Raw genomic sequence first — 20,682 nt, 5'->3', positions numbered from 1 at the left:
ATTGGGGCAGGATCGGGCACCGAATCGGACTCAAAGCGCGCCCTTCCGTCGCAAGCTCCCCCGAAGGCCCGCATTCGACCACCCTACCAGTTGCTCATCGCTTAACGCCGAACAGGGCGATCTGGTCCGTGGCTGGACTGGAGAACGGCGGGGCGCAGGCGCCGCGCGAGATCAATCTTAGAGCTGCTTCTCGAAGAACAGGTCTGGATAGGGATCGTCGTTGAAGCGGTCGATCTCCGTCCAGCCGGCGCGGCGATAGAGCTGGACGGCCTCGGCGAGCGCGCTGTTGGTGTCGAGGCGAAGAATGCTGATCGAGAGCGTGCGGGCAGCCTCTTCGGCCGCATCCATCAGGCGGCGGCCAAGGCCGAGGCCGCGGGCGGCGGGCGCGACCCAGAGCCGCTTGATCTCGGCGACATCGCCGCCGCTGCCCTTCAGCCCGACACAGCCGAGCGGCAGGCCGTCGGACAATGCCACGAAGAAAGCCCCGCGCGGCGCCATCATGTCCAAGGCATCGGGATCGCGCGACAGCGACACGTCGAAGCCGCGTTCGAAGCGGCGCGACAGCTCGGCGTAGTACTCGCCGAGGCAGTAGCGCGACTGCTCGCCGCGCGGATCAACCTCATCGATGGCGATGCGGCTGCGTCCCAGCGCGGCCGCGACCAGGTCCATCGCCGCCAAGAGCGCCTCGGGCTGCCCGTGACGCGCCAGCATCGATTCGGCCTGGGAGTTGGAGAGCGTCTCATAGGCCTCGAATTCGCGCCGCCCGGCGGCTGTGAGCCTGGCGATGCGGCGGCGCGCGTCGTCGGGATGCGGCCTGGTCATCACCAGCCCCTCCTCCTCCAGGCTGCGCAGCAGCCGGCTCATCAGCCCGGAATCGAGTGCGAGATAGTCGCGCAGCTCGGCCACGTCGCTGCGGCCATGGCCGATTGCATTGAGCACGCGGGCCGCCCCGAGCGGCCGACCGCGCCCGAGAAACGAGGTGTCGAGCGCGCCGACCTCCGAGGTGACGGCGCGGTTGAAGCGGCGGACGCGGGAGATGGGGTCGAGCATAATGTCTGACTTAAGTCAGACATTTCCGTCTGTCAATTGTGCCCGTAGTCGAGTGCAGGTGGCCGCTCCAGCGTCTGTCGTCATTGCCTGCGCAAGCAGGGCATCCAGTACGCCGCAGCGTTTCGATTGATCACAGCCGTCATGTCCGGTCCGCGGGTACCAAAAGCATCCCCAAGCAAAAAAAGGGCGGCCCAGCCGCCGGCCGAAGCCGGTTGCCGGACCGCCAGGTTTTCCCCGGGAGGAACTCAGTTCAAAAGCTTGGCGACGTTGTCCTTGGTGACGAGGTCGAGGCCGGTGTAGATCACCTCCGGCACCTTCTCGCCCTTCTTGATCGCGAGCAGCGTGTCCATCGCCTTCTCGCCCATCTCGAACGGGCGCTGGCCGGTCAGCGCGTTGGAATAGCCGTCGCGCAGCAGCTCGAGCTGCATCTTCAGCGTATCGGCAACGACCAGCGTCAGCTTGCCAGCGTCGATGTCCTTGCGGTTCTTGTTGACGAAGGCCTTGTAGCCCTCGGGCGCGAACATCGGCCAGCCGCCGATCGGCACGATGGCGCCGAGATCCGGCGTCGCAGTGCGCAGATCGGCCATCTGCTGCACGGCGAGCGCGGGATCGTCGTTGCAGAAGGTCGGCGAGCCCGCCACTTCCGTCCACTTCGAGCCCTTCAGCGCCTCGCGCACGCCGTCGACGCGCTCGGCAAGGTTCTTGGCGCCGGGACCGCCGGAGACGACGGCGTACTTGCCGCCCTCAGGCCGCAGCTCGCGGAGCTGCTTGCCGAGCGCGAGGCCGAAGTCCTTGTTGTTGGTGCCGATATAGGCGATGCGCTTGGAGCCCGGCGCATCGGCGTCGAAGGTGATGACGGGAATGCCGGCCGCCGTCGCCGCCTCGATCGATTTCGTCATCGATGGAACGTCGGCGACCGAGATGGCGAGGCCGTCGACCTTCTGGGTGATGAAGTCCTGGATGATCTGCGCCTGCGTGGCCGGCTCGTGCTCGACCGGGCCCTTGTAGATGCACTCGACATTGCCGAGCTCCTTGGCGCGCTTCAGACAGCCGTCGCGCGCGACGTCGAAGAACGGATTGTTCATCGCCTTCGGCACGATGGCGAAGCGGTATTTGGTCTCGGCCTGCGCCGGGGCCATCAAAATCGCGAGCGATGCGACCGCATAGAGCAGCTTCTTCATGGGTTTCCCTCCTCCATGTCTATCCCTGATCATTGTCTGTTCCGGGTGAGGATAGACGCGATTGTCACCCCGGCCAGTATTCGTCACAGCAGGCGCGCGCGGATACGATCCACAAGCACGGCGGCGATGATGATCACGCCGACCAGGGTCTGCTGCCAGTAGGAGTTGACCTGCGCCAGCACCAGCCCGTTCCTGATCACCTCGAGCAGCACGCAGCCGACGATGGCGCCGAGCGGGCCGCCGAGACCGCCGGCGAGGTTGGCGCCGCCGATCACGGCGGCGGCGATCACGTTGAGCTCGTAGGACGTCGCCATGTTGGCGGGCGCCGATCCGAGCCAGCCCGAGATGATGATGCCCTGCAGGCCGGCGGCAAGCGCGCCGATCACATAGACCTCGATCTTCACCCGGGGCACGGAGACGCCGGTGAGCTCCGCGGCCTTCTCGTTGCCGCCGATCGCAAACACGTGGCGGCCGAACGCGGTGTGGTGCAGCACCAGCGCCATCACCAGCGCCAGCACGATGAGATAGATGAAGGGCGCCGGCACGCCGTACACATCGCCCTGCGTCAGCGCATAGAAATAATCGGCGTCCGGGCCGCCGGGAAAGCTGCCCTTGCCGTTCGAGATCACGTAGCTGAGGCCGCGCACGATCGACAGCATGCCGAGCGTGGTCACGAACGGCGACAGCCCGAGCACGGCGATGCAGACGCCGTTGATCAGGCCGACCACCAGCGAAACCGCCAGGCCTGCCAGCACCGAGACGATCAGGATCAGGCCGGGCACGTTCGCGACCACGGTCTTGCCGTCCGCGGCGAGATGCACGAACAGCGACGACAGCGGCATCCCCGGCGTCGATAGCGTCGTCATCACCATCGAGGTGATCATCGCCGCGAAACACATCATCGAGCCGACCGACAGGTCGATGCCGCCGGTGATGATGACGAAGGTGATGCCGAGCGTCGCGATGGCGATGAAGGAGAAGTTCTTGGCGACGTTCTGCAGATTGCCTTCGGTCAGAAAATAGGGACTGGCGAAGCTCATCACGATGATGAGGGCGATGAGCGCCAGCGTGACGTAGGCCGTCTGCGAGGCGAACACGCCGCGGTGCCACCATCTGATGACGCCGACATTGGTGAAGGTGACGTCGGTGCCGGCGGAGCTGGTCTCGGATGGAACGGACATCACGCCGCCTCCTTGGCGCCAGTGATCAGCGCGGTCACTTCCTCGGGGCTGGTCTCGCCGACCGGCTTGTCGGCCTTCTTCTCGCCGCGGCGCATCACCACGACGCGATCGCACACCGCGAAGATGTCAGGCATGCGGTGCGAGATCAGGATGACGGCGATACCCTGTTCCTTCAGGCGATGGATCAGGCTCAGCACCTGCTCGACCTGGCGCACCGAGATCGCCGCGGTCGGCTCGTCCATCATCACCAGTCTGGCGTTGGACAGCCGCGTCCGCGCGATCGCCACCGCCTGGCGCTGGCCGCCCGACATGTCCTTGACGAGATCATGTGGCCGCGTCTCCGAGCGCAGCTCGCGAAACAGCTCCAGCGCACGCGCCTCCATGCCCTTGTGGTCGAGCAGCACCAGCGGGCCGAAATTGCGCTTCAGCTCGCGGCCGAGAAACACGTTGGCCGCTGCCGTGAGGTTGTTGGCGAGCGCAAGGTCCTGGTACACGACCTCGATGCCGACGCTGCGCGAATCCATCGGGCGATGGAAATGCACCTCGCGGCCGCCGAAATGGATCGTGCCCTGGCTCGGCGGAAAATTGCCGGCGATGATCCGCACCAGCGTGGACTTGCCGGCGCCGTTATCGCCCATCAGGCCGACGACCTCGCCGGAGCCGATCGAAAGATCCACGCCCTGCAGCGCGCGGATCGCGCCGAACTGCTTGCCGATGCCCTTCAGCTCAAGGACCGGCTGCGCGGCGGTGCTCATCACGGCGCGCTCAGCGTCATTCGTCATCGTGCGCAGGCTGCTGTCGTCAGACATAGCGGTTCACCACGCTTTCGAGATATTCCTGCCGGCCGGACCGCGGCTGCGGATCGAGGCCGGTGTTGACGGCGCGGTCGGCGAGCTCGGCGAGCGAGCGGCGGCCGGCGAGGATCGCCTGCCCCTCGTCGCCGTCCCAGCCGGCGTAGCGCCGCGCCAGCGGCGCGGTCAGCGCACTGTCGGTCAGCATCTCGTCGGCGGCGATCAGCGCCCGCGCGCAGGCATCCATCGAGCCGACATGGGCGTGCAGCAGGTCATCCGGATCGATCGACTGCCGGCGGATCTTGGCGTCGAAATTCAGCCCGCCCGTGGTGAAGCCGCCGCCCTTGAGCATGTCGTGGAACACCAGCGCCAGCTCCGGCACGTTCATCGCGAACTGGTCGGTGTCCCAGCCGAGCAGATCGTCGCCGCGGTTGATGTCGAGGGAGCCGAACACGCCGAGCGCCTGCGCCAGCGCGATCTCGTGCTGGAACGAATGGCCGGCGAGGATGGCGTGGTTCTGCTCGATATTGAGCTTGACGTCGTTCAAAAGGTCATAGCGCCGCAGGAAGCCGTAGCAGGTGGCGACGTCGAAATCATACTGATGCTTGGTCGGCTCCTTCGGCTTCGGCTCGATCAGCAGCGGGCCCTTGAAGCCGATCTTGTGCTTGTGCTCGACGACCAGCGCGACGAAGCGGCCGAGCTGGTCGAGCTCGCGCTTCATGTCGGTGTTGAGCAGGGTCTCGTAGCCCTCGCGGCCGCCCCACAGCACGTAGTTGGCGCCGCCGAGACGATGCGTCACCTCGAGTGCGGCACGCACCTGTCCCGCCGCGTAGGTGAACACATCCGGATCCGGATTGGTCGCGGCGCCCGCCATGTAGCGGCGATGCGAGAACAGATTGGCGGTGCCCCACAGCAGCCGCACCTTGGCAGACGCCATCTTCTGCTCGAACAGATCGCCGATCGCATTGAGGTTGGCAACCGACTCCTTCAGCGTCGCGCCTTCCGGCGCCGCATCGACGTCGTGGAAGGTGAAGAACGGCACGTCGAGCAGCCGGAACAACTCGAACGCCACGTCGGCCTTGGCCCGCGCCATCGCCATCGCGTCGTCGCCATGCTGCCACGGCCGCAGGAAGGTCTCGCCGCCGAACGGATCGCTGCCCGGCCAGCAGAACGAATGCCAGTAGCAGACCGCGAAGCGCAGATGATCCTCCATCCGCTTGCCGCGGATGACGCGATCCTTGTCGTACCAGCGGAACGACAGCGGGCTGCGTGACTCGGGCCCGCCATAGCTGACGGTCGCGCCGGTCTGGAAGAAGGGGGCCTGGACGTTCACGACGTTACTCCTTGAGAGCAGGATAGAGCTTGCGCCATTGCGCGTAGGCGGCGTCATATGCCGCGCGCTGCGGCGCGCGGGGTTCGAAACTCTGCAGCCGCTGCGGCTTGCGGCAGACATCGGCCGGTGCTGCGCCGGTCGCGGCAAGACGGCCGAGCCGCGCGGCGCCGATGGCGGCGCCGACCTCGCCCTCCTCGACCCGGTGCACGGTGACGCCAAGCACGTCGGCCATGATCTGCGCCCACAACAAAGAGCGCGAGCCGCCGCCGACGAGATCGAGCTCTGTGATCGGCTGCGCGCTGCGCGCGAGCGCGGCGAACATGTCGCGTGAGGCAAACGCCACGCCCTCCAGCACCGCCTGCACGAGATCACCGCGGCCGGCGGCGCTGCGCAGGCCGACCAAGGCGCCGGCGGCATGGGCATCGTTGTGCGGCGTGCGCTCGCCGTCGAGATAAGGCAGGAACTGCACCGGGCTCGGACGTTCGACGCTGATACCGAGCGGCGCCAGCAGTGCGGCTTCCGGCGTCTCGAGAAGGCGCGCCAGCCACGCCAGCGAGGCCGCGGCCGACAGCATCACGCCCATCTGATGCCAGAGACCGCCGAGCGCATGGCAGAACGCATGCACGGCCGCTTCCGGCGCTGGCGCGAAGCGGTCGGTCACCCGGAACAGCACGCCTGATGTGCCGAGCGACAGGAAGGCATCGCCGGGCGTGATGGCGCCGAGTCCGATTGCGCTCGCCGCGTTGTCGCCGGCGCCGCCCGCGATCACGACGTCAGCCCCCATGCCCCAGCGCCGCGCCAGCTCGGGCGACAACACGGCACTGCGCTCATTGCCCTCGACGAGGCGCGGCATGTGATCGAGACCGAGCCCGGTCGCCGCCAGCAGTTTCTCCGACCAGCGCCGCGCGCCGACATCGAGCCACAGGGTGCCCGCCGCATCCGACATGTCCTCGACCATCTCGCCGGACAGCCGATAGCGCACATAGGCCTTCGGCAGCAGCACCTTCGCGACCTCGGCAAATATCTTCGGCTCGTGCTTCGCCACCCAGACGAGCTTCGGCGCGGTGAAGCCGGGCATCGCGAGGTTGCCGGCGATGGCGTGCAGTTCGGGACAGCGGCGTTCGAGCTCGGCGCATTCGGCCTGCGAGCGGCCGTCATTCCAAAGGATCGCCGGCCGCAGCGGCCGACCGGTGCGGTTCAGCAAGGTCGCGCCGTGCATCTGGCCGGACAGGCCGATGCCGCTGACGGCAGCGGTCTCGCGCGGACGCTCCCGCGCGAGATCATCGACCGCGCCGATGACGGCCTCGACCCAGTGATCCGGATTCTGCTCGGACCACAGCGGCTGCGGATGCGACAGCGCCAGCGGCCGCGCGGCGCTCGCGATCAGCGCGCCCGTCTCGTCCTCCAGCACGGCCTTCACGCCGGATGTGCCGACATCCAGTCCGAGAAACACGTCTCCACTCCTCCCACCGACCGCAAGGCGCTTCGGCGATCTGCCGTCGCCTCGAAACCAGCACCTCGGTCTCTTCTCATTCCGTGCTCAGGCCGACCGCGTCATCGCGGCCATCCGCTCACGGCAGATTGTCCCGCATCACGATGTCGATGCGGATCGTCTCCTGTTCGCTCAGGATCGGCTCGCCGCGCGCCAGCGCCAGGAGCACGCGCACCGCGGAGCGCGCCTCGTGTCCCGGGTTCTGCGAAATCGCCGCGTCCATCACGCCGTTCAACAGCAGCTTGCGCGTCAGTGCCGTCACGTCGTGGCCGACGAACACGATGTTGTCGGCGCGCCCCGACTCGGTCAGCGCCTTGGCGACGCCGGCCGTGCCAGCGCCGACATTGTAGAGCCCGACGATGTCGCGATGCTCGGTCAGCAGCTTGCGCATGAGGTGCTCTGAGCGATCGTCCACGTCATGCCCCTCAGCGACCGGCAAAACCTCAAGTTGCCGAAACTCCGCCGCCAGGACCTGGCCGAAGCCGAAGATGCGCTCGGCATGATCGCGCAGGCTTTGCGAGCCGGCCATGATCGCGACCCGCCCCGCCCTGCCACCGGCGAAGCGTCCGACCAGCGCGCCCGCGGTGCGGCCGGCGGCGATGTTGTCGATGCCGACATAATGATGCCGTCGCGACGACGGCACGTCCGACACCAGCGTCACCACCTTGGCGCCGGACTCGACGAGATCGTTGATCGCCGCGCGCACGCTCGGATGATCGAGCGCCACCACCGCGACGCCGTCGACCTGACCGACGAGCTGCTCGAGCTTCGCGGCCAGCACGGCCGCATCGAACACGTCCGTCGTGACCACATCGACCGTGAGCCGGCGCGCGGCCATCCAGCTCGTCAGATCGCCGAGATGCGCCTGAATCTGCTGCATGAAGGGATTGGCGCCGGACGGCATCACGAAGGCAAAGCGCCGCGCGCGGGCACGGGCGAGTTCGGAGGCCGCCGCATGCGGCTGGAACGCGCTGCGCTCCATCGCGTCCTTGACGCGTCGCACCGTATCCGGGCGCACGCCCGGCCGGTTGTGCAGCACGCGATCCACAGTGGCGAGGCTCACGCCCGCCTGCCGCGCAATATCCCGCAATGTCAGCGGCGCGTTCATGCTCCTCCCCTTTGGGTTGAGGACCATAGCGCGGTTTTTGAGGTACGCAACTCATTTTTGAGGGCGGGCGGGGAAGCCGACAGACTGAGGCAGCCGGCGCCAATCCCGACAGCGCGTCCCGGATCGTTTGCCCCCTCCATCTCGAGCTGAGCGAAGTTGCACCAGCCGAAGCAGCCGCAGGCGGATGGGCACAAAGCCAATCGCCAGCCTGCCTCAAACCGCTCCCTGGGTATGGGTCCCGGCGTTCGCTGGGACGACAGCGAGGCTGCTGATGCGTGATGAGATCAGGCAGCGCAGGCGAAACGCGTCGCGATAACCCCGCTCAGAACGGCAGCCCGACATAGTTCTCCGCCAGCGACCGCTGCGCGGCTTCGGACGAGAACAGATAGGCGAGCTCGGTGTCCTGCAGTCTGTCGTCGTAGGACAGCCGGTCGGGGAAACGATGCAAGAGCGTCGTCATCCACCAGGAGAAGCGCTGCGCCTTCCAGATCCGCGCCAGCGCCCGCTGCGAGTAGCCGTCGATGCCGCGATCGTCGCCTTTCTTGTAGTGGTCGAGCAGCGCATGATAGAGATAGTAGATGTCGGACGCAGCCGAGTTCAGCCCGCGCGCGCCGGTCGGCGGCACGATATGGGCGGCGTCGCCGGCCAGGAACAGCCTGCCGTAGCGCATCGGCTCGGCGACGAAGCTGCGCAGCGGCGCGATGCTCTTCTCGATCGAGGGCCCGGTGATCAGACGGCCAGCGATCTCCGCCGGCAGCCGGCGCTTCAGCTCCTCCCAGAACGCGTCGTCGCTCCAGTCCTCTACCTTGTCGGTGAGCGGCACCTGGACATAGTACCGGCTCAGCACCTGCGAGCGCAGCGAGCACAGCGCGAAGCCGCGCTCGTGCTTGGCATAGATCAGCTCCGGCGACACCGGCTTGGTGCGCGACAGCACGCCGAGCCAGCCGAATGGGTACACCCGCTCGTATTCCGTCAGCTTGTCGTGCGGGATCGACTTGCGGCTGACGCCATGAAAGCCGTCGGCGCCGATGATGTAGTCGCAGTCGATGCGGACGACCTCCTCGTCCTGACGGTAGGTGACGAAGGGCTTGTCGGAAGCGATGTCGTGCGGCGTCACGTCGGCCGCGTTGTGCACGACCTTGCCGCCGAGCTTGTCGCGGGCCTCGTAGAGATCGCGCGTCAACTCGGTCTGGCCATAGACCATCACCGAGTTGCCGCCGGAATATTTGTGCAGGTCGACGCGATCGAGCTTGCCGTCATGGGCGATGTAGAAACCGTGATGGATCTCGCCCTCGCGGTCCATGCGCTCGCCGCACTGCGCCTCGCGCATCAGCTCGGCAAAGCCGTGCTCGAGCACGCCGGCACGGATGCGCGACAGCACGTAGTCGCGGCTGGATTTCTCCAGGATGATCGTATCGATGCCCTGCAGATGCAGGAGCTGCGACAGCATCAGGCCCGACGGGCCTCCGCCGATGATGCAGACTTGGACTTTCATGGGCGTGTTCTCCCGGATTCGCAGACGCAGGCTTGTTGGGTATGCTTTTCAGTCGCGGATTTTAGCAAGGAATGCGCAGGGATCACTTGGATGGACGCGGCATTCTCTTGCACTTTTCCGACACCATGCCGCGATGCACAACGACCGCCGCATGGTATCGGCGGCGCCGATCAGCCTGCCGGCGGCGCCGCGTCGTCTCCGACGCCCATCGCACGGCGATAGTCGCGCGGGCTCGCCCCGGTGTGCCGCTTGAAGAAGCGGCAGAAATAGGCCGGGTCCTTGAAACCGAGCTCGAACGCCAGCTTCGACACCGGCGCCGCAATATAGGTGAGCCGCCGGCACGCCTCGCGCGCGAGCCGCGCATGCACGATGTCGAGCGCGGACTGACCGGTCTCGGCCCGCGTCAACCGATTGAGCCGCTCCGGCGTCATGCCGAGTTCGTCGGCGTAGCGCGCCACCGACCAGTGATCGCGGTGATGCGCCTCGACCAGCACGATGAAGCGGGTGAACAGCGCGGCATGCCCGCTGCCGCGCCGCGCGCCTTGCGACTGCCGCGCGCTCTGCTGCGCCAGCCGCCACACGATCGAGCGACCGAGCCAGTGCGGAACCGGCGAGGCCGCGGAATCGGCGGCGGCGAACTCGTCGGCGAGGTCGACGAACAGCGCGGCGATGCGCCGCGTCGCGACCGCCTGTGCGTCGAGATGCAGGATCTGCGCGGTTGCGAACAAGTCGCGCAACGCCTCGCCGGTCGCCGGCACGTCGCCCTCCACCACCGCCCGCGGATTGAACGTCAGCACATAGCCGTCAGTGTCGCGCGAGAAGCGGAAGGCATGGACGACGCCGGGGGGAATGATCACGGCGACCGGGCCGGTACAGCGCTCGCGGCTTTCGTCCAGGGCGATCTCGGCCGGACCGGCAGCGACCCAGAGGATCTGGTGCAGGCCCTGATGGGTGTGCGCCTCGATCTCCCAGCGATACAGCTTGCTGCGCACCTGGATCGGCTCGACATGCAGCATGTCCGGCTGCGCGGCCGACGCTTCGCCGTACAGCGCGAACGCGGGGATCGACGGCTTGGTGCGAAAGCGGGGCATGAGCGAGAGCTAACCCCGAATGTCGGAAAAGTACAAGTCTTGGCCGGCTATCGTGTCTCACGCCGCGGCCACGGCTCGGCTAGATCAGTGAAAAGAACAACAACGACCACACTCAATGGAGAGGAGGCCCAACATGTTCGCGTTCGACCCATATTCGCCTGCGGTCGATGCCGACCCGTTCCCATTCTACAAGACGCTGCGCGACGAGCACCCCTGCTTCTGGAGCCCGCAGGCCCAGGTGTGGATCCTGTCGCGCTATGCCGATGTGGCGGCGGCCGGAACGAACTGGCAGACCTATTCGTCGGCCAAGGGCAACCTGATGACCGAGCTGCCGAACCGTGCCGGCGCGACGCTCGGCACCACCGACCCGCCGCGCCACGACCGGCTGCGCGGCCTCGTCCAGCATGCCTTCATGAAGCGCAATCTGGAGAGCCTGTCAGGCCCGATCCGCGACATCGCGCGCGACTGCGCCGAGGCGCTGCGCGGCCAGGACCGGTTCGACTTCATCGAGGCGTTCTCCTCGAAATTCACCGTGCGCGTGCTGTTCGCCGCCCTCGGCCTGCCGCTCGGCGACGAGCAGACGGTGCGCGACAAGGCGGTGCTGATGGTGCAGAGCGATCCGGTGAGCCGCGCCAAGGGACCGCAGCACATCGCAGCCTACAACTGGATGCAGGACTATGCGGCCGGCATCATCGCGGAGCGCCGCGCGCGGCCGCAGAACGACCTGATCTCGCATTTCAGCATGGCCGAGATCGACGGCGACAAGCTCGACGAGCGCGAGGTGCTGCTGACGACGACCACGCTGATCATGGCCGGCATCGAGTCGCTCGGCGGTTTCATGACGATGTTGGCTTACAATCTCGCCGATCACGCGGAGGCGCGCCGGGCCGTCGTCGCCAATCCCGACCTGATGGCGGACGCCGTGGAAGAGTCGCTGCGCTTCAACACCTCGGCGCAGCGCTTCCGCCGCTGCCTGCAGAAGGACGTCACCCTGCACGGCCAGACCATGCGCGAGGGCGATTTCGTCTGCCTCGCCTACGGCTCCGCCAACCGCGACGAGCGGCAGTTTCCCAATCCGGATGTCTATGACATCAGGCGCAAGCCACGCGGCCATCTCGGCTTCGGCGGCGGCGTGCACGCCTGTCTGGGATCGGCGATCGCGCGCATGGCGATCAAGATCGCGTTCGACGAGCTGCACAAGGTCGTGCCGGACTATCGCCGCACCCAGGAGCAACTGCCCTGGATGCCGTCTTCGACCTTCCGCAGCCCGATGTATCTCGAGCTGACGGTGCATTAGTCATCGCGAGGACTAATGGCAGGCTCGAGCTCGCGCCTCGCTGACGGTACGCCCCCTCGCCCCGCTTACGCCGGACGAGGGGCACCAACGGGTCTACAAGAGCTCAAACCAGCGCGCCGAGATCCGCTGCGCTGAAGCCCTTCAGGCCCGCCTTGTCGCCGGCCTTGATCTTGGCGACCCATTCGGCATCGCTGATCAGCGCGCGGCCGACCGCAATGAGGTCGAACTCCTCCTTGGCCATGCGCTCCAGCAGCGCATCGAGATCGGCCGTCGTCGACGGCTTGCCGGCGAAGGCCGAGAAGAATTCATCGGACAAGCCGACCGAGCCGACGCTGATGGTCGCAGCGCCCGTGATCTTCTTGGCCCAGCCGGCGAAGTTCAGGCCCTTCTCGCCGTCCACGTCCGGGAATTCCGGCTCCCAGAAACGGCGCTGCGAGCAGTGCAGGATGTCGACGCCGGCCGCGACCAGCGGCTGCAGCCAGTCGGCCATCAGCGCCGGCGTCTCGGCGAGGCGCGCCGCATAGTCCTGCTGCTTCCACTGGCTGACGCGCAGGATGATCGGGAAATCGGGACCCACCGCCTTGCGGATCGCGGCGACGACCTCGCCGGCAAAGCGGGAGCGCTCCTTGATGGTGGCGCCGCCATAGCGGTCCTCGCGCTGGTTGGTGCCGGACCAGAAGAACTCGTCGACCAGATAGCCGTGCGCACCATGGATCTCGACGGCGTCGAAGCCCGTGCGCTTGGCGTCGGCCGCGGCTTGCGCGAATGCGGCAACGGTGTCGGCGATGTCGTTCTCGGTCATCGCGTTGCCGCGCGGCTTGCCGGGCGCAACCAGCCCGGATGGGCTCTCGACCGGCGCATCGGGCTCCCAGCGGCTCATGCCCTTGGTCGAGCCGGTGTGCCAGATCTGTGGCGCGATGCGGCCGCCGGCGGTGTGCACGGCGCTTGCCACGTTCTGCCAGCCCGCCAGCGCGGCATCGCCGTGGAAGAAGGGAATATTGGGCTCGTTGCGCGAGGCCGGGCGGTTGACGACCGTGCCCTCGGTGAGGATCAGCCCCACGCCACCTTCGGCGCGGCGGCGGTAATAGGCGGCGTTGGCCTCGCCGGGAACGCCGTTCGGCGCGGCGTTGCGGGTCATCGGCGCCATGACGATGCGGTTCTTCAGCTCCAGCGACTTCAGGCGAAACGGACGAAACAGCACGCTGGTATCGAGGTCGGACATTCAGGGGGCTCCATTGCGTTCGGAACCGCTCCAGTATACTTCGTAAACCTGAAGTCAATCAGGCACCCGAAGTCGCTCAGGTATATCGGAGGAAACTGCTGTCGTGACCGCCGCATCGACATCACAGACCGCCCCGCTCCGCTGCAAGCCGCAGCACTTCTCGTCGGAATGTCCGAGCCGGGTGCTGATCGACCAGATCGCCGACAAATGGTCGATGATGGTGCTGGCCGTGCTGGACTCCGGTCCACTGCGCTTCAACGCGATCAAGAAGCAGCTCGAGGGCGTCACCCAGAAGGCGCTGACGCAATGCCTGCGCCGGCTCGAGCGCAACGGCCTCGTCGCCCGCGAGGTGATCGCGGACTCGCCGGTCGCGGTTCAGTACGAGATCACGCCGCTCGGCCGTACCCTGCAGCCCCCGTTCCGCGCGCTCTATGCCTGGACCATCGCCAAGATGCCGGAGGTCGAGCAGGCCCGGCAGGCCTTCGACGAGCGCCGGAGTCGCTGATCCCAGGCGGCCAAAGGCCGCTACTGGAAGGCCACCTCCGCGAAGCTGCGCAGCTTGCGCGAATGCAGCCGCTCCGACTCCTGATGCTTCAAGAGCTCCAGCGCCTTCAGCCCGATCTGGAGATGCTGGCCGACACGCTGGCGATAGAAGTCGCTCGCCATGCCGGCGAGCTTGATCTCGCCATGCAGCGGCTTGTCGGAGACGCAGAGCAAGGTGCCGTAGGGCACGCGGAAACGATAGCCGTTGGCGGCGATTGTGGCCGACTCCATGTCGAGCGCGATGGCGCGCGACTGCGAGAGGCGATGGATGACGGCCGGGCCGGAGATCTCCCAATTGCGGTTGTCGACGCTGGCCACGGTGCCCGTGCGCATCACCCGCTTCAGCTCGAACCCGGAATAGCCGGTGACCGTCTCCACGGCCTCCTCGAGCGCGACCTGCACCTCGGCGAGCGCCGGGATCGGCACCCAGGGTGGCAGCTCCTGGTCGAGCACATGGTCCTCGCGGACATAGCCGTGCGCCAGCACGTAATCGCCGAGCCGCTGCGTATTGCGCAGGCCCGCGCAGTGGCCGACCATCAGCCAGGCATGCGGCCGCAGCACCGCGATGTGGTCGGTGACGTTACGCGCGTTCGACGGACCAGTACCGATGTTGATCAGCGTGATGCCCTGGTGCCCCGGCTCGACGAGATGAAGCGCCGGCATCTGCGGCGTGCGCGCCGGCGCGGAGCCGGTGGTGCCGCCGCCGAGACGGGCATTGCGGGTGATGACGTTGCCCGGCTCGACGAAGGCCTCGGCTGCGCCCTGCCCGGCCGCCAGTTGCTGGCGGCCCCAATCCGCGAAGGCGTCGACATAGAACTGGTAGTTCGTGAAGATCACGAAGTTCTGGAAATGGTCGGGATCGGTCCCGGTGTAGTGATAGAGCCGGCGCAGCGAGTAGTCGACGCGCGCGGCGCGAAACAGCGACAGCGGCTCGGGCATGCCGGGCTTCAGTCCGAGCGTGCCGTCGGCGATCGCATCGTCCATGGTCGCAAGATCCGGAGCGTCGAACACGTCGCGCAGCGAGCGCGTCACCAGCGGGCTCTCGTGGTGCGGAAGCGCCGTCTCGATGTTGATGTCGCGGCGGTAGGCGAAATGCACCGGGATCGGCTCGGCCGACTCGCCGATCTCGACCGGCACGCCATGATTCTCGATCAACAGACGGATCTGCTCGGTCAGGTACGAGCGGAACAGGTCCGGCCGCGTGACGCTGGTCTCGTGCACGCCGGGCCCCGCGACGAAGCCATAGGCGAGACGCGAGTCGAGCCGGGCGTGACTTGCGGTGGTCAGCCGCACGAAGGGATAGGTCGCGCGGATCCGTGTCGCCGGCACGACGCCGTTGGCATAGGCCTCGAAATGACCGCGCAGGAAAGCGGTATTGCGCTCGTAGATCTCCTCGAGCCGGGCCACCGCGGCGGCCGCGTCGGTGAAGGTTTCTGTTGCCACGGGGGGCGGAGATTGGACAGTCAATGGCGATCCTTTGTATCCGGCGGACGGTCGTCGAGGCAGACTTGCGCAATCATAGAAATCACCCCTGGCTTTGCCCAGGGGGGCGGGTCACGCGACGACGCCCATGAACTGGACGTTGAGCCATGATGCGCTGCATTGCGACAAGGATTTGTGGCCGAATGTTTCAATTGCCTGTGCGCGTCATTGCTCATAAGACGGTTTCACATTGGCCGGAACAGGTCGATATCTGAAAAGGGAGGTCATCGCGCAGCATGTCGCAAGCGAATGGATTCGGATTGGCTGGCGTCATCGGCATGCCCGTCGCTCATTCCCGCTCGCCCACGATCCACAATTTCTGGCTCAACGCGCACGGCCTGCGCGGCGCCTACGTCCCGCTCGCGGTTCAGCCGGAGCGGCTGAAGGATGCGCTGGCTGGGCTGGTGGCGCTCGGATTCCGCGGCTGCAACGTGACCATGCCGCACAAGCAGACGGCGATGCCGCTGCTGCACCGGGTCAACGACACCGCACGACGCATCGGCGCCGTGAACACGATCGTGGTCGAAGCGGATGGCACGCTGAGCGGCTTCAACAATGACGGCAACGGCTTTGTCCAGAGCCTGCGCGATGCCAGGCCGAACTGGCGCGCCGACGAAGGCCCTGTTCTCTTGCTCGGGGCCGGCGGTGCAGCGCGCGCGGTCGTTGTGGCGCTGCTGGAGAATGGCGCCCGCGACATCCGCATCAGCAACCGCACCACCGAGAAGGCGCAGTCCATCGCAGCCGAATTCGGGACGGCCATCAGCACGGTGGCGTGGGATGATCGTTCGGCGGCAGTCGCCGATGTCGCGCTGCTCATCAACAGCACCGATCGCGGCATGATCGGAAGGCCCGCACTGGAGATCGATCTGGGACGACTGTCCGCGAAGACGCTCGTCGCGGACCTGATCTACACACCGCTCGAAACGCCCTTCCTGGTGGACGCGCGCGGGCGCGGCTGCACGACGGTGAACGGGCTCGGCCTGCTGCTCAACCAGGCCCGCCTCGCCTTCGAGGCCTGGTTCGGGGTTCTGCCCGACGTCACGCCCGAACTGATCAAGGCGATTCAGGCGACGTTCTGAACGTCGGTCAGAGAGGGCTCGACCATGGCACTTCCGGCAGGCCCCAGGATCGATTGCCACATCCACGCCATCGATCCCGCGCGCTTCCCCTACGCGCCGGATACGCCCTATCGTCCGACCGGCCAGGAAATCGCGCCCGCCGCGCATCTCATTCGCGTGCTCGACGTCTTCGACGTCCGGCACGCGCTGATCGTCGCAACCAATTCCGGCTATGGCTCCGACAGCCGCATCCTGCTCGACACACTCAGGCTCGGAGATGGCAGGTTCAAGGGCGTCGCGGTCGTCGAGAAGGACGTCGACATCGGAGAACTGGAGCGGTTGAAGGCCGCAGGCGTCATCGGCGTCGCCTTCAACGTGCCGTTTCATGGCACCGACTATTACCGTGACGCCGCGCCGCTGCTGGACAAGCTGACCGACCTCGATCTGTTTCTGCAGGTCCAGGTCGAGCAGGATCAGTTGCTCGACCTGCTGCCCCTCATCGAGCGGTCGACGGTCCGCCTCGTGTTCGATCACTGCGGCCGGCCTGCCGTGGAGCATGGGCTGCAACGCCCATCCTTCCAGGCCCTGCTCGCGCTCGGCCGCGACCGCGACGCGCATGTGAAGCTGTCCGGCTACTACAAATTCGCGCGCCAGCCCTATCCGTACGCCGACACATGGCCGTTCATCGCCGCGCTGGTCGAGGCCTTCACGCTCGACCGCTGCGTGTGGGGCTCCGATTGGCCGTTCCTGCGCGCGCCCGAACGCCTCGACTACGGGCCGCTGCTGGCCGGCATTACCGAGATCTTTCCGGACCCGGACGATCAGCACCGGCTGCTATGGCGAACGCCGTCGCGACTACTGGGTTTTGCAGAGGCACCCGCAAGTTCATCATCATAAGCAAAAAACAATCGGGAGGACGTCATGAGGCATCTGGGAAGATTGAGCGGCTTGGCGGCCGCCATGTCATTGTGGACGGGTTTGGCCTGGGCAGAGAACACCGTCTACATTCCCGATGTCGTCGAGCTGTCCGGCCCCGGAGCCGTGTCGGGCACGAACTGGCGCGATGGCGTCGCCCTGGCGGTCGACGAGATCAACAATGCCGGAGGCATTCTCGGCCGCAAGATTGCGACCGAGCACCTCGACACCCAGAGCAATCCCGGCGTCTCCCGGGCCCAGGTGCAGAAGGTGCTCGACCGCGAGCCCTATGTGGTGTTGGGGCCGATCTATTCGGGCTCGGTCAAGGTCAACATGGCGCTGACGCAGCAGGCCGAGGTGCCGCAGATCGTCGGCGCCGAGGCCGCCGATATCACGACGCAGGGCAATCCCTGGATCTTCCGCACCGCCTTCGGCCAGCAGTTCAGCATGCCGAAGATCGCCAACTATCTGCATGACCAGCTGAACGTGAAGTCCGTCGCGGTGGTCTGGGTGAACAACGATTTCGGCAAAGGCGGCCGCGACAGCTTCGTCAAGGAGGTGAAGGCCCGCGGCATCGACGTCGTGTCCGACCTGTCGACCGAGCAGGGCCAGGTCGATTTCGGCTCCGACGTCATCAAGCTGAAGAACGTCAAGGCCGACGCGATCTTCGTCTACACCAACGAGGAAGAAAGCGCGCGTTTCCTGATCGAGGCCAAACGTCAGGGATTGTCGGTGCCGCTGTTCGGAGAGACGACGCTGCTCAGCCAGAAGGTCGTGGAGCTCGCAGGCCCCGCCGCCAACGGCGTGCGCGGCCATGTCGGCCTGAGCGCGGATGCGCCGGTCCCAGCCATCCAGGCCTTTGCGAAGAAGTTCAACGAGCGCTACCGCTATTGGCCCGACCATAACGGCATCAAGGGCTATACCGCGGTCTATCTCGTCAAATACGTGACCGAGATGATCGGCAAGTTCGACGGCCACGCTTTCGGCGCCACCATGAAGGGATTGACGCTGACGCCGGACAAGGCGCCGGGCATGCTGATGGAGGCAAGCTGGGACCAGAACGGCGACATCGACCGTGAGAGCTTCCTGGCCGAGATCGTCGACGGCAAGCAGAAGATCGTCGCGACGCTGCCGAAGCTGAAGCCGTCCAAGGCGCCGTAGATCTGCGCCATCGTAGAAACCTCCTCACGCGCAACGCGCGCGAGGAGGGAAGAAGTATCAGCCCTTGGCGAGCTGCACGTCGAGATCGTGCAGCACCTGGTAGCAGGGCAGCACCTGGGCAACGGAGGCGTTGGGCTCGCGGCCCTCGCGGATCGCGGCGAAGAACTCGCGGTCCTGCAGCTCGATGCCGTTCATGGAGACGTCGACCTTGGAGACGTCGATCTTCTCTTCCTTGCCGTTCACCAGATCGTCGTAGCGGGCGATATAGGTGCCGGTGTCGCCGATGTAGCGGAAGAAGGTGCCGAGCGGGCCGTCATTGTTGAACGACAGCGACAGCGTGCAGATCGCGCCATTGGCGGCCTTGAGCTGGATCGACATGTCCATGGCGATGCCCAGGGTCGGGTGGATCGGACCCTGGATCGCATTGGCCTTCACGATCGGCGAGCCCGCCTGATAGGCGAACAGGTCGACGGTGTGGGCGGCGTGGTGCCACAGCAGATGGTCGGTCCAGCTGCGCGGCTGGCCCAGCGCGTTCATGTTGGTGCGGCGGAAGAAGTAGGTCTGCACGTCCATCTGCTGGATGTGGAATTCGCCGGCCTTGATCTTCTTGTGCACGAACTGGTGGCTGGGATTGAAGCGGCGGGTGTGGCCGCACATAGCGACCAGCTTGGTCTCCTTCTGCAGCTCCACCACCTGCTGCGCGTCCTTCAGCGAGTCGGCGAGCGGAATCTCGACCTGGACATGCTTGCCGGCCTTGAGGCAGTCGATCGCCTGCGCCGCATGCATCTGGGTCGGCGTGCAGAGGATGACGGCATCGACCTCCGGCAGCTTGAGGCTGTTGGCGAGCTCGGTCGAGACGTGCTTGATGCCGTATTTGTCGGCGACTTCCTTGGTCTGGTCGAAGCGGCGGCCGACCAGCGACACCACCTCGACCCCGTCGATGTTCTTGATGCCGTCGAGATGCTTGATGCCGAAGGCGCCGGCGCCGGCGAGCGCGACCTTGATGGTCTTGGCCATATCAGTTGTTCTCCAGGATCAGATGGCCGACGGCCGTGTTGCTCGCCGGCACATGATAGAAGCGGTGACGCACGGTCGGCGCGTTGCCCTTCTTGGTCTCGTTGACGTCGCTCATGGCGCCGCGCGCGATCAGCCACATCACGAGCTCGATGCCCTCGCTGCCGGCCTCGCGGACGTACTCGATATGCGGCACCTTGGACAGGCCTTCCGGATCGTTGATCAGCTTGTCCAGGAACATGTTGTCCCATTCGCGATTGATCAGGCCGGCGCGCGGCCCCTGCAGCTGGTGGCTCATGCCGCCGGTGCCCCAGATCTGCACGTTGAGCGGCTCGTCATAGCTCTCGATCGCCTTGCGGATCGCCTTGCCGAGCATGAAGCAGCGGCGGCCGGACGGCACCGGATATTGCACGACGTTGACGGCGAACGGGATCACCGGGCACGGCCAGGCATCGACCTGGCCGAAGATCAGGCTGAGCGGCACGGTGAGGCCGTGATCGACGTCCATCTTGTTGACGATGGTGAGGTCGAAATCGTCCTGGATCACCGACTGCGCGATGTGCGCGGCGAGCTTCGGATGCCCGATCACCTTGGGGACCGGGCGCGGGCCCCAGCCCTCGTCGGCCGGCTGATATTCAGCCGCGGTGCCGATCGCGAACGTGGGAATCATGTCCAGGCTGAAGGCGGTCGCATGGTCGTTGAAGACCAGGAATACGACGTCCGGCTTCTGCTCCTTCTCCCACTGCTTGGCGAAGTCGTAGCCGGCGAAGACCGGCTTCCAATAATCCTCGCCGGTCTTGCCGAGGTCGAGGGCTGCGCCGATCGCCGGGACGTGCGAGGTGAAGACGCTTGCGGAGATATGGGCCATTTACTTCTTCTCCCCGGTGTAGCGGTTGCCCTCGACCGAGCGGCCGCCCTTGATCATCATCTCGCGGTACTGGTCCTCGGTCATGCCGGTCATGCTGCCCGCCATCTGCTGAAAGCTCTTGCCGTCGGTCGCGCCGATCTTGGCGAGGAAGTAGATGTTGCCGCCGAGCGCAATGCAGCGGTTGAGGTCGCGGTCGAGCACGGCCTGCTTCTGCTCCTCGCTCATCGGCCATTCGTCGAGATAGGCGCGCTCATTGGCCTTGAAGCGGGCGCGGTTCTCCGCCTTCATCAGGGACATGCAGAACTGGTTGAGGTGATAGCCCATCCGCGACATGTCCGCGTCGAAGATGGTCGTGCCGGGAACGTCGGTATAGGGTTTGTCGAGCGACATCGCTTCCCTC

Annotated in this window: 19 protein-coding genes; 5 read left to right on the top strand and 14 right to left on the bottom strand. The window is 66.3% G+C overall.

Annotated features, from left to right (window positions below; genetic code table 11):
- Positions 1-177: 177 nt before the first annotated feature.
- The 9 genes from QX094_RS23080 to QX094_RS23040 form a co-directional block, all read right to left on the bottom strand.
- Complete coding sequence (locus QX094_RS23080) at positions 178-1,050, bottom strand: helix-turn-helix domain-containing GNAT family N-acetyltransferase (protein WP_316188143.1); 873 nt, start codon at positions 1,048-1,050, stop codon at positions 178-180.
- 245 nt (positions 1,051-1,295) lie between these two features.
- Entirely contained in the window at positions 1,296-2,231 is a 936-nt protein-coding gene (locus QX094_RS23075; RefSeq protein WP_315715648.1) for a sugar-binding protein, read from the bottom strand.
- Between the two features lie 83 nt (positions 2,232-2,314).
- Positions 2,315-3,412 carry an ABC transporter permease gene (locus tag QX094_RS23070; RefSeq protein ID WP_316185107.1) on the bottom strand — a complete coding sequence of 366 codons (1,098 nt, stop codon included), beginning with the start codon at positions 3,410-3,412 and terminating at the stop codon, positions 2,315-2,317.
- Complete coding sequence (locus QX094_RS23065; RefSeq protein ID WP_315768001.1) at positions 3,412-4,167, bottom strand: ATP-binding cassette domain-containing protein; 756 nt, start codon at positions 4,165-4,167, stop codon at positions 3,412-3,414. The genes QX094_RS23070 and QX094_RS23065 overlap by 1 nt, the downstream gene beginning before the upstream one ends.
- 46 nt (positions 4,168-4,213) lie before the next feature.
- Positions 4,214-5,536 carry a xylose isomerase gene (xylA, locus tag QX094_RS23060; protein WP_316185105.1) on the bottom strand — a complete coding sequence of 441 codons (1,323 nt, stop codon included), beginning with the start codon at positions 5,534-5,536 and terminating at the stop codon, positions 4,214-4,216.
- Positions 5,537-5,540: 4 nt separating this feature from the next.
- Entirely contained in the window at positions 5,541-6,989 is a 1,449-nt protein-coding gene (gene xylB, locus QX094_RS23055) for a xylulokinase (RefSeq protein ID WP_315826456.1), read from the bottom strand.
- Between the two features lie 118 nt (positions 6,990-7,107).
- Positions 7,108-8,136: a LacI family DNA-binding transcriptional regulator gene (locus QX094_RS23050; RefSeq protein WP_315751983.1), complete on the bottom strand. Its 1,029-nt coding sequence runs from the start codon at positions 8,134-8,136 to the stop codon at positions 7,108-7,110.
- 322 nt (positions 8,137-8,458) lie between these two features.
- A complete protein-coding gene (gene pobA / locus QX094_RS23045; RefSeq protein ID WP_315715643.1) occupies positions 8,459-9,631 on the bottom strand; it encodes a 4-hydroxybenzoate 3-monooxygenase in 1,173 nt (390 codons plus the stop codon).
- A gap of 170 nt (positions 9,632-9,801) precedes the next feature.
- The gene (locus tag QX094_RS23040) at positions 9,802-10,722 is read right to left on the bottom strand and encodes a helix-turn-helix domain-containing protein (RefSeq protein WP_315715642.1); all 921 of its coding nucleotides are present in this window, start codon (positions 10,720-10,722) and stop codon (positions 9,802-9,804) included.
- Between the two features lie 133 nt (positions 10,723-10,855).
- On the opposite strand from QX094_RS23040, the gene QX094_RS23035 reads away from it, so the two are divergent.
- Complete coding sequence (locus QX094_RS23035; RefSeq protein WP_315715641.1) at positions 10,856-12,019, top strand: cytochrome P450; 1,164 nt, start codon at positions 10,856-10,858, stop codon at positions 12,017-12,019.
- A 103-nt stretch (positions 12,020-12,122) separates the two neighbouring features.
- On the opposite strand, the gene QX094_RS23030 is transcribed toward QX094_RS23035, so the two are convergent.
- Positions 12,123-13,241 carry an NADH:flavin oxidoreductase gene (locus QX094_RS23030; RefSeq protein WP_316164308.1) on the bottom strand — a complete coding sequence of 373 codons (1,119 nt, stop codon included), beginning with the start codon at positions 13,239-13,241 and terminating at the stop codon, positions 12,123-12,125.
- Positions 13,242-13,422: 181 nt separating this feature from the next.
- Between QX094_RS23030 and QX094_RS23025 the strand changes: the two genes are divergently transcribed.
- Positions 13,423-13,746, top strand: coding sequence for a winged helix-turn-helix transcriptional regulator (locus QX094_RS23025; protein ID WP_409977936.1), 324 nt, complete (start codon positions 13,423-13,425; stop codon positions 13,744-13,746).
- 20 nt (positions 13,747-13,766) lie between these two features.
- On the opposite strand, the gene QX094_RS23020 is transcribed toward QX094_RS23025, so the two are convergent.
- Positions 13,767-15,251 carry an AMP nucleosidase gene (locus tag QX094_RS23020; protein ID WP_315715638.1) on the bottom strand — a complete coding sequence of 495 codons (1,485 nt, stop codon included), beginning with the start codon at positions 15,249-15,251 and terminating at the stop codon, positions 13,767-13,769.
- 251 nt (positions 15,252-15,502) lie between these two features.
- On the opposite strand from QX094_RS23020, the gene QX094_RS23015 reads away from it, so the two are divergent.
- The 3 genes from QX094_RS23015 to QX094_RS23005 are packed head-to-tail and all read left to right on the top strand — an operon-like array spanning position 15,503 to position 18,400.
- Positions 15,503-16,345, top strand: coding sequence for a shikimate dehydrogenase (locus QX094_RS23015; RefSeq protein ID WP_315715637.1), 843 nt, complete (start codon positions 15,503-15,505; stop codon positions 16,343-16,345).
- A gap of 24 nt (positions 16,346-16,369) precedes the next feature.
- Complete coding sequence (locus QX094_RS23010) at positions 16,370-17,221, top strand: amidohydrolase family protein (protein WP_315715636.1); 852 nt, start codon at positions 16,370-16,372, stop codon at positions 17,219-17,221.
- Between the two features lie 24 nt (positions 17,222-17,245).
- Complete coding sequence (locus QX094_RS23005) at positions 17,246-18,400, top strand: ABC transporter substrate-binding protein (protein ID WP_315715635.1); 1,155 nt, start codon at positions 17,246-17,248, stop codon at positions 18,398-18,400.
- 57 nt (positions 18,401-18,457) lie between these two features.
- Here the strand turns inward: QX094_RS23005 and QX094_RS23000 are convergent, their stop codons facing one another.
- From QX094_RS23000 to ligA, 3 genes are read right to left on the bottom strand one after another with little or no spacing between them, the layout of a single operon-like run.
- Positions 18,458-19,417 (bottom strand): Gfo/Idh/MocA family oxidoreductase, encoded by a 960-nt coding sequence (locus tag QX094_RS23000; RefSeq protein ID WP_315715634.1) that lies wholly within the window; start codon positions 19,415-19,417, stop codon positions 18,458-18,460.
- Position 19,418: 1 nt separating this feature from the next.
- Positions 19,419-20,282 carry a class III extradiol dioxygenase subunit beta gene (locus tag QX094_RS22995; protein WP_315715633.1) on the bottom strand — a complete coding sequence of 288 codons (864 nt, stop codon included), beginning with the start codon at positions 20,280-20,282 and terminating at the stop codon, positions 19,419-19,421.
- Complete coding sequence (ligA, locus tag QX094_RS22990) at positions 20,283-20,672, bottom strand: protocatechuate 4,5-dioxygenase subunit alpha (protein WP_257168873.1); 390 nt, start codon at positions 20,670-20,672, stop codon at positions 20,283-20,285.
- Positions 20,673-20,682 lie beyond the last annotated feature (10 nt).

It is taken from the genome of Bradyrhizobium sp. SZCCHNS1050, from assembly GCF_032484785.1.
Lineage (GTDB): Bacteria > Pseudomonadota > Alphaproteobacteria > Rhizobiales > Xanthobacteraceae > Bradyrhizobium.
This window is presented reverse-complemented; position numbering and strand designations above follow the sequence as displayed.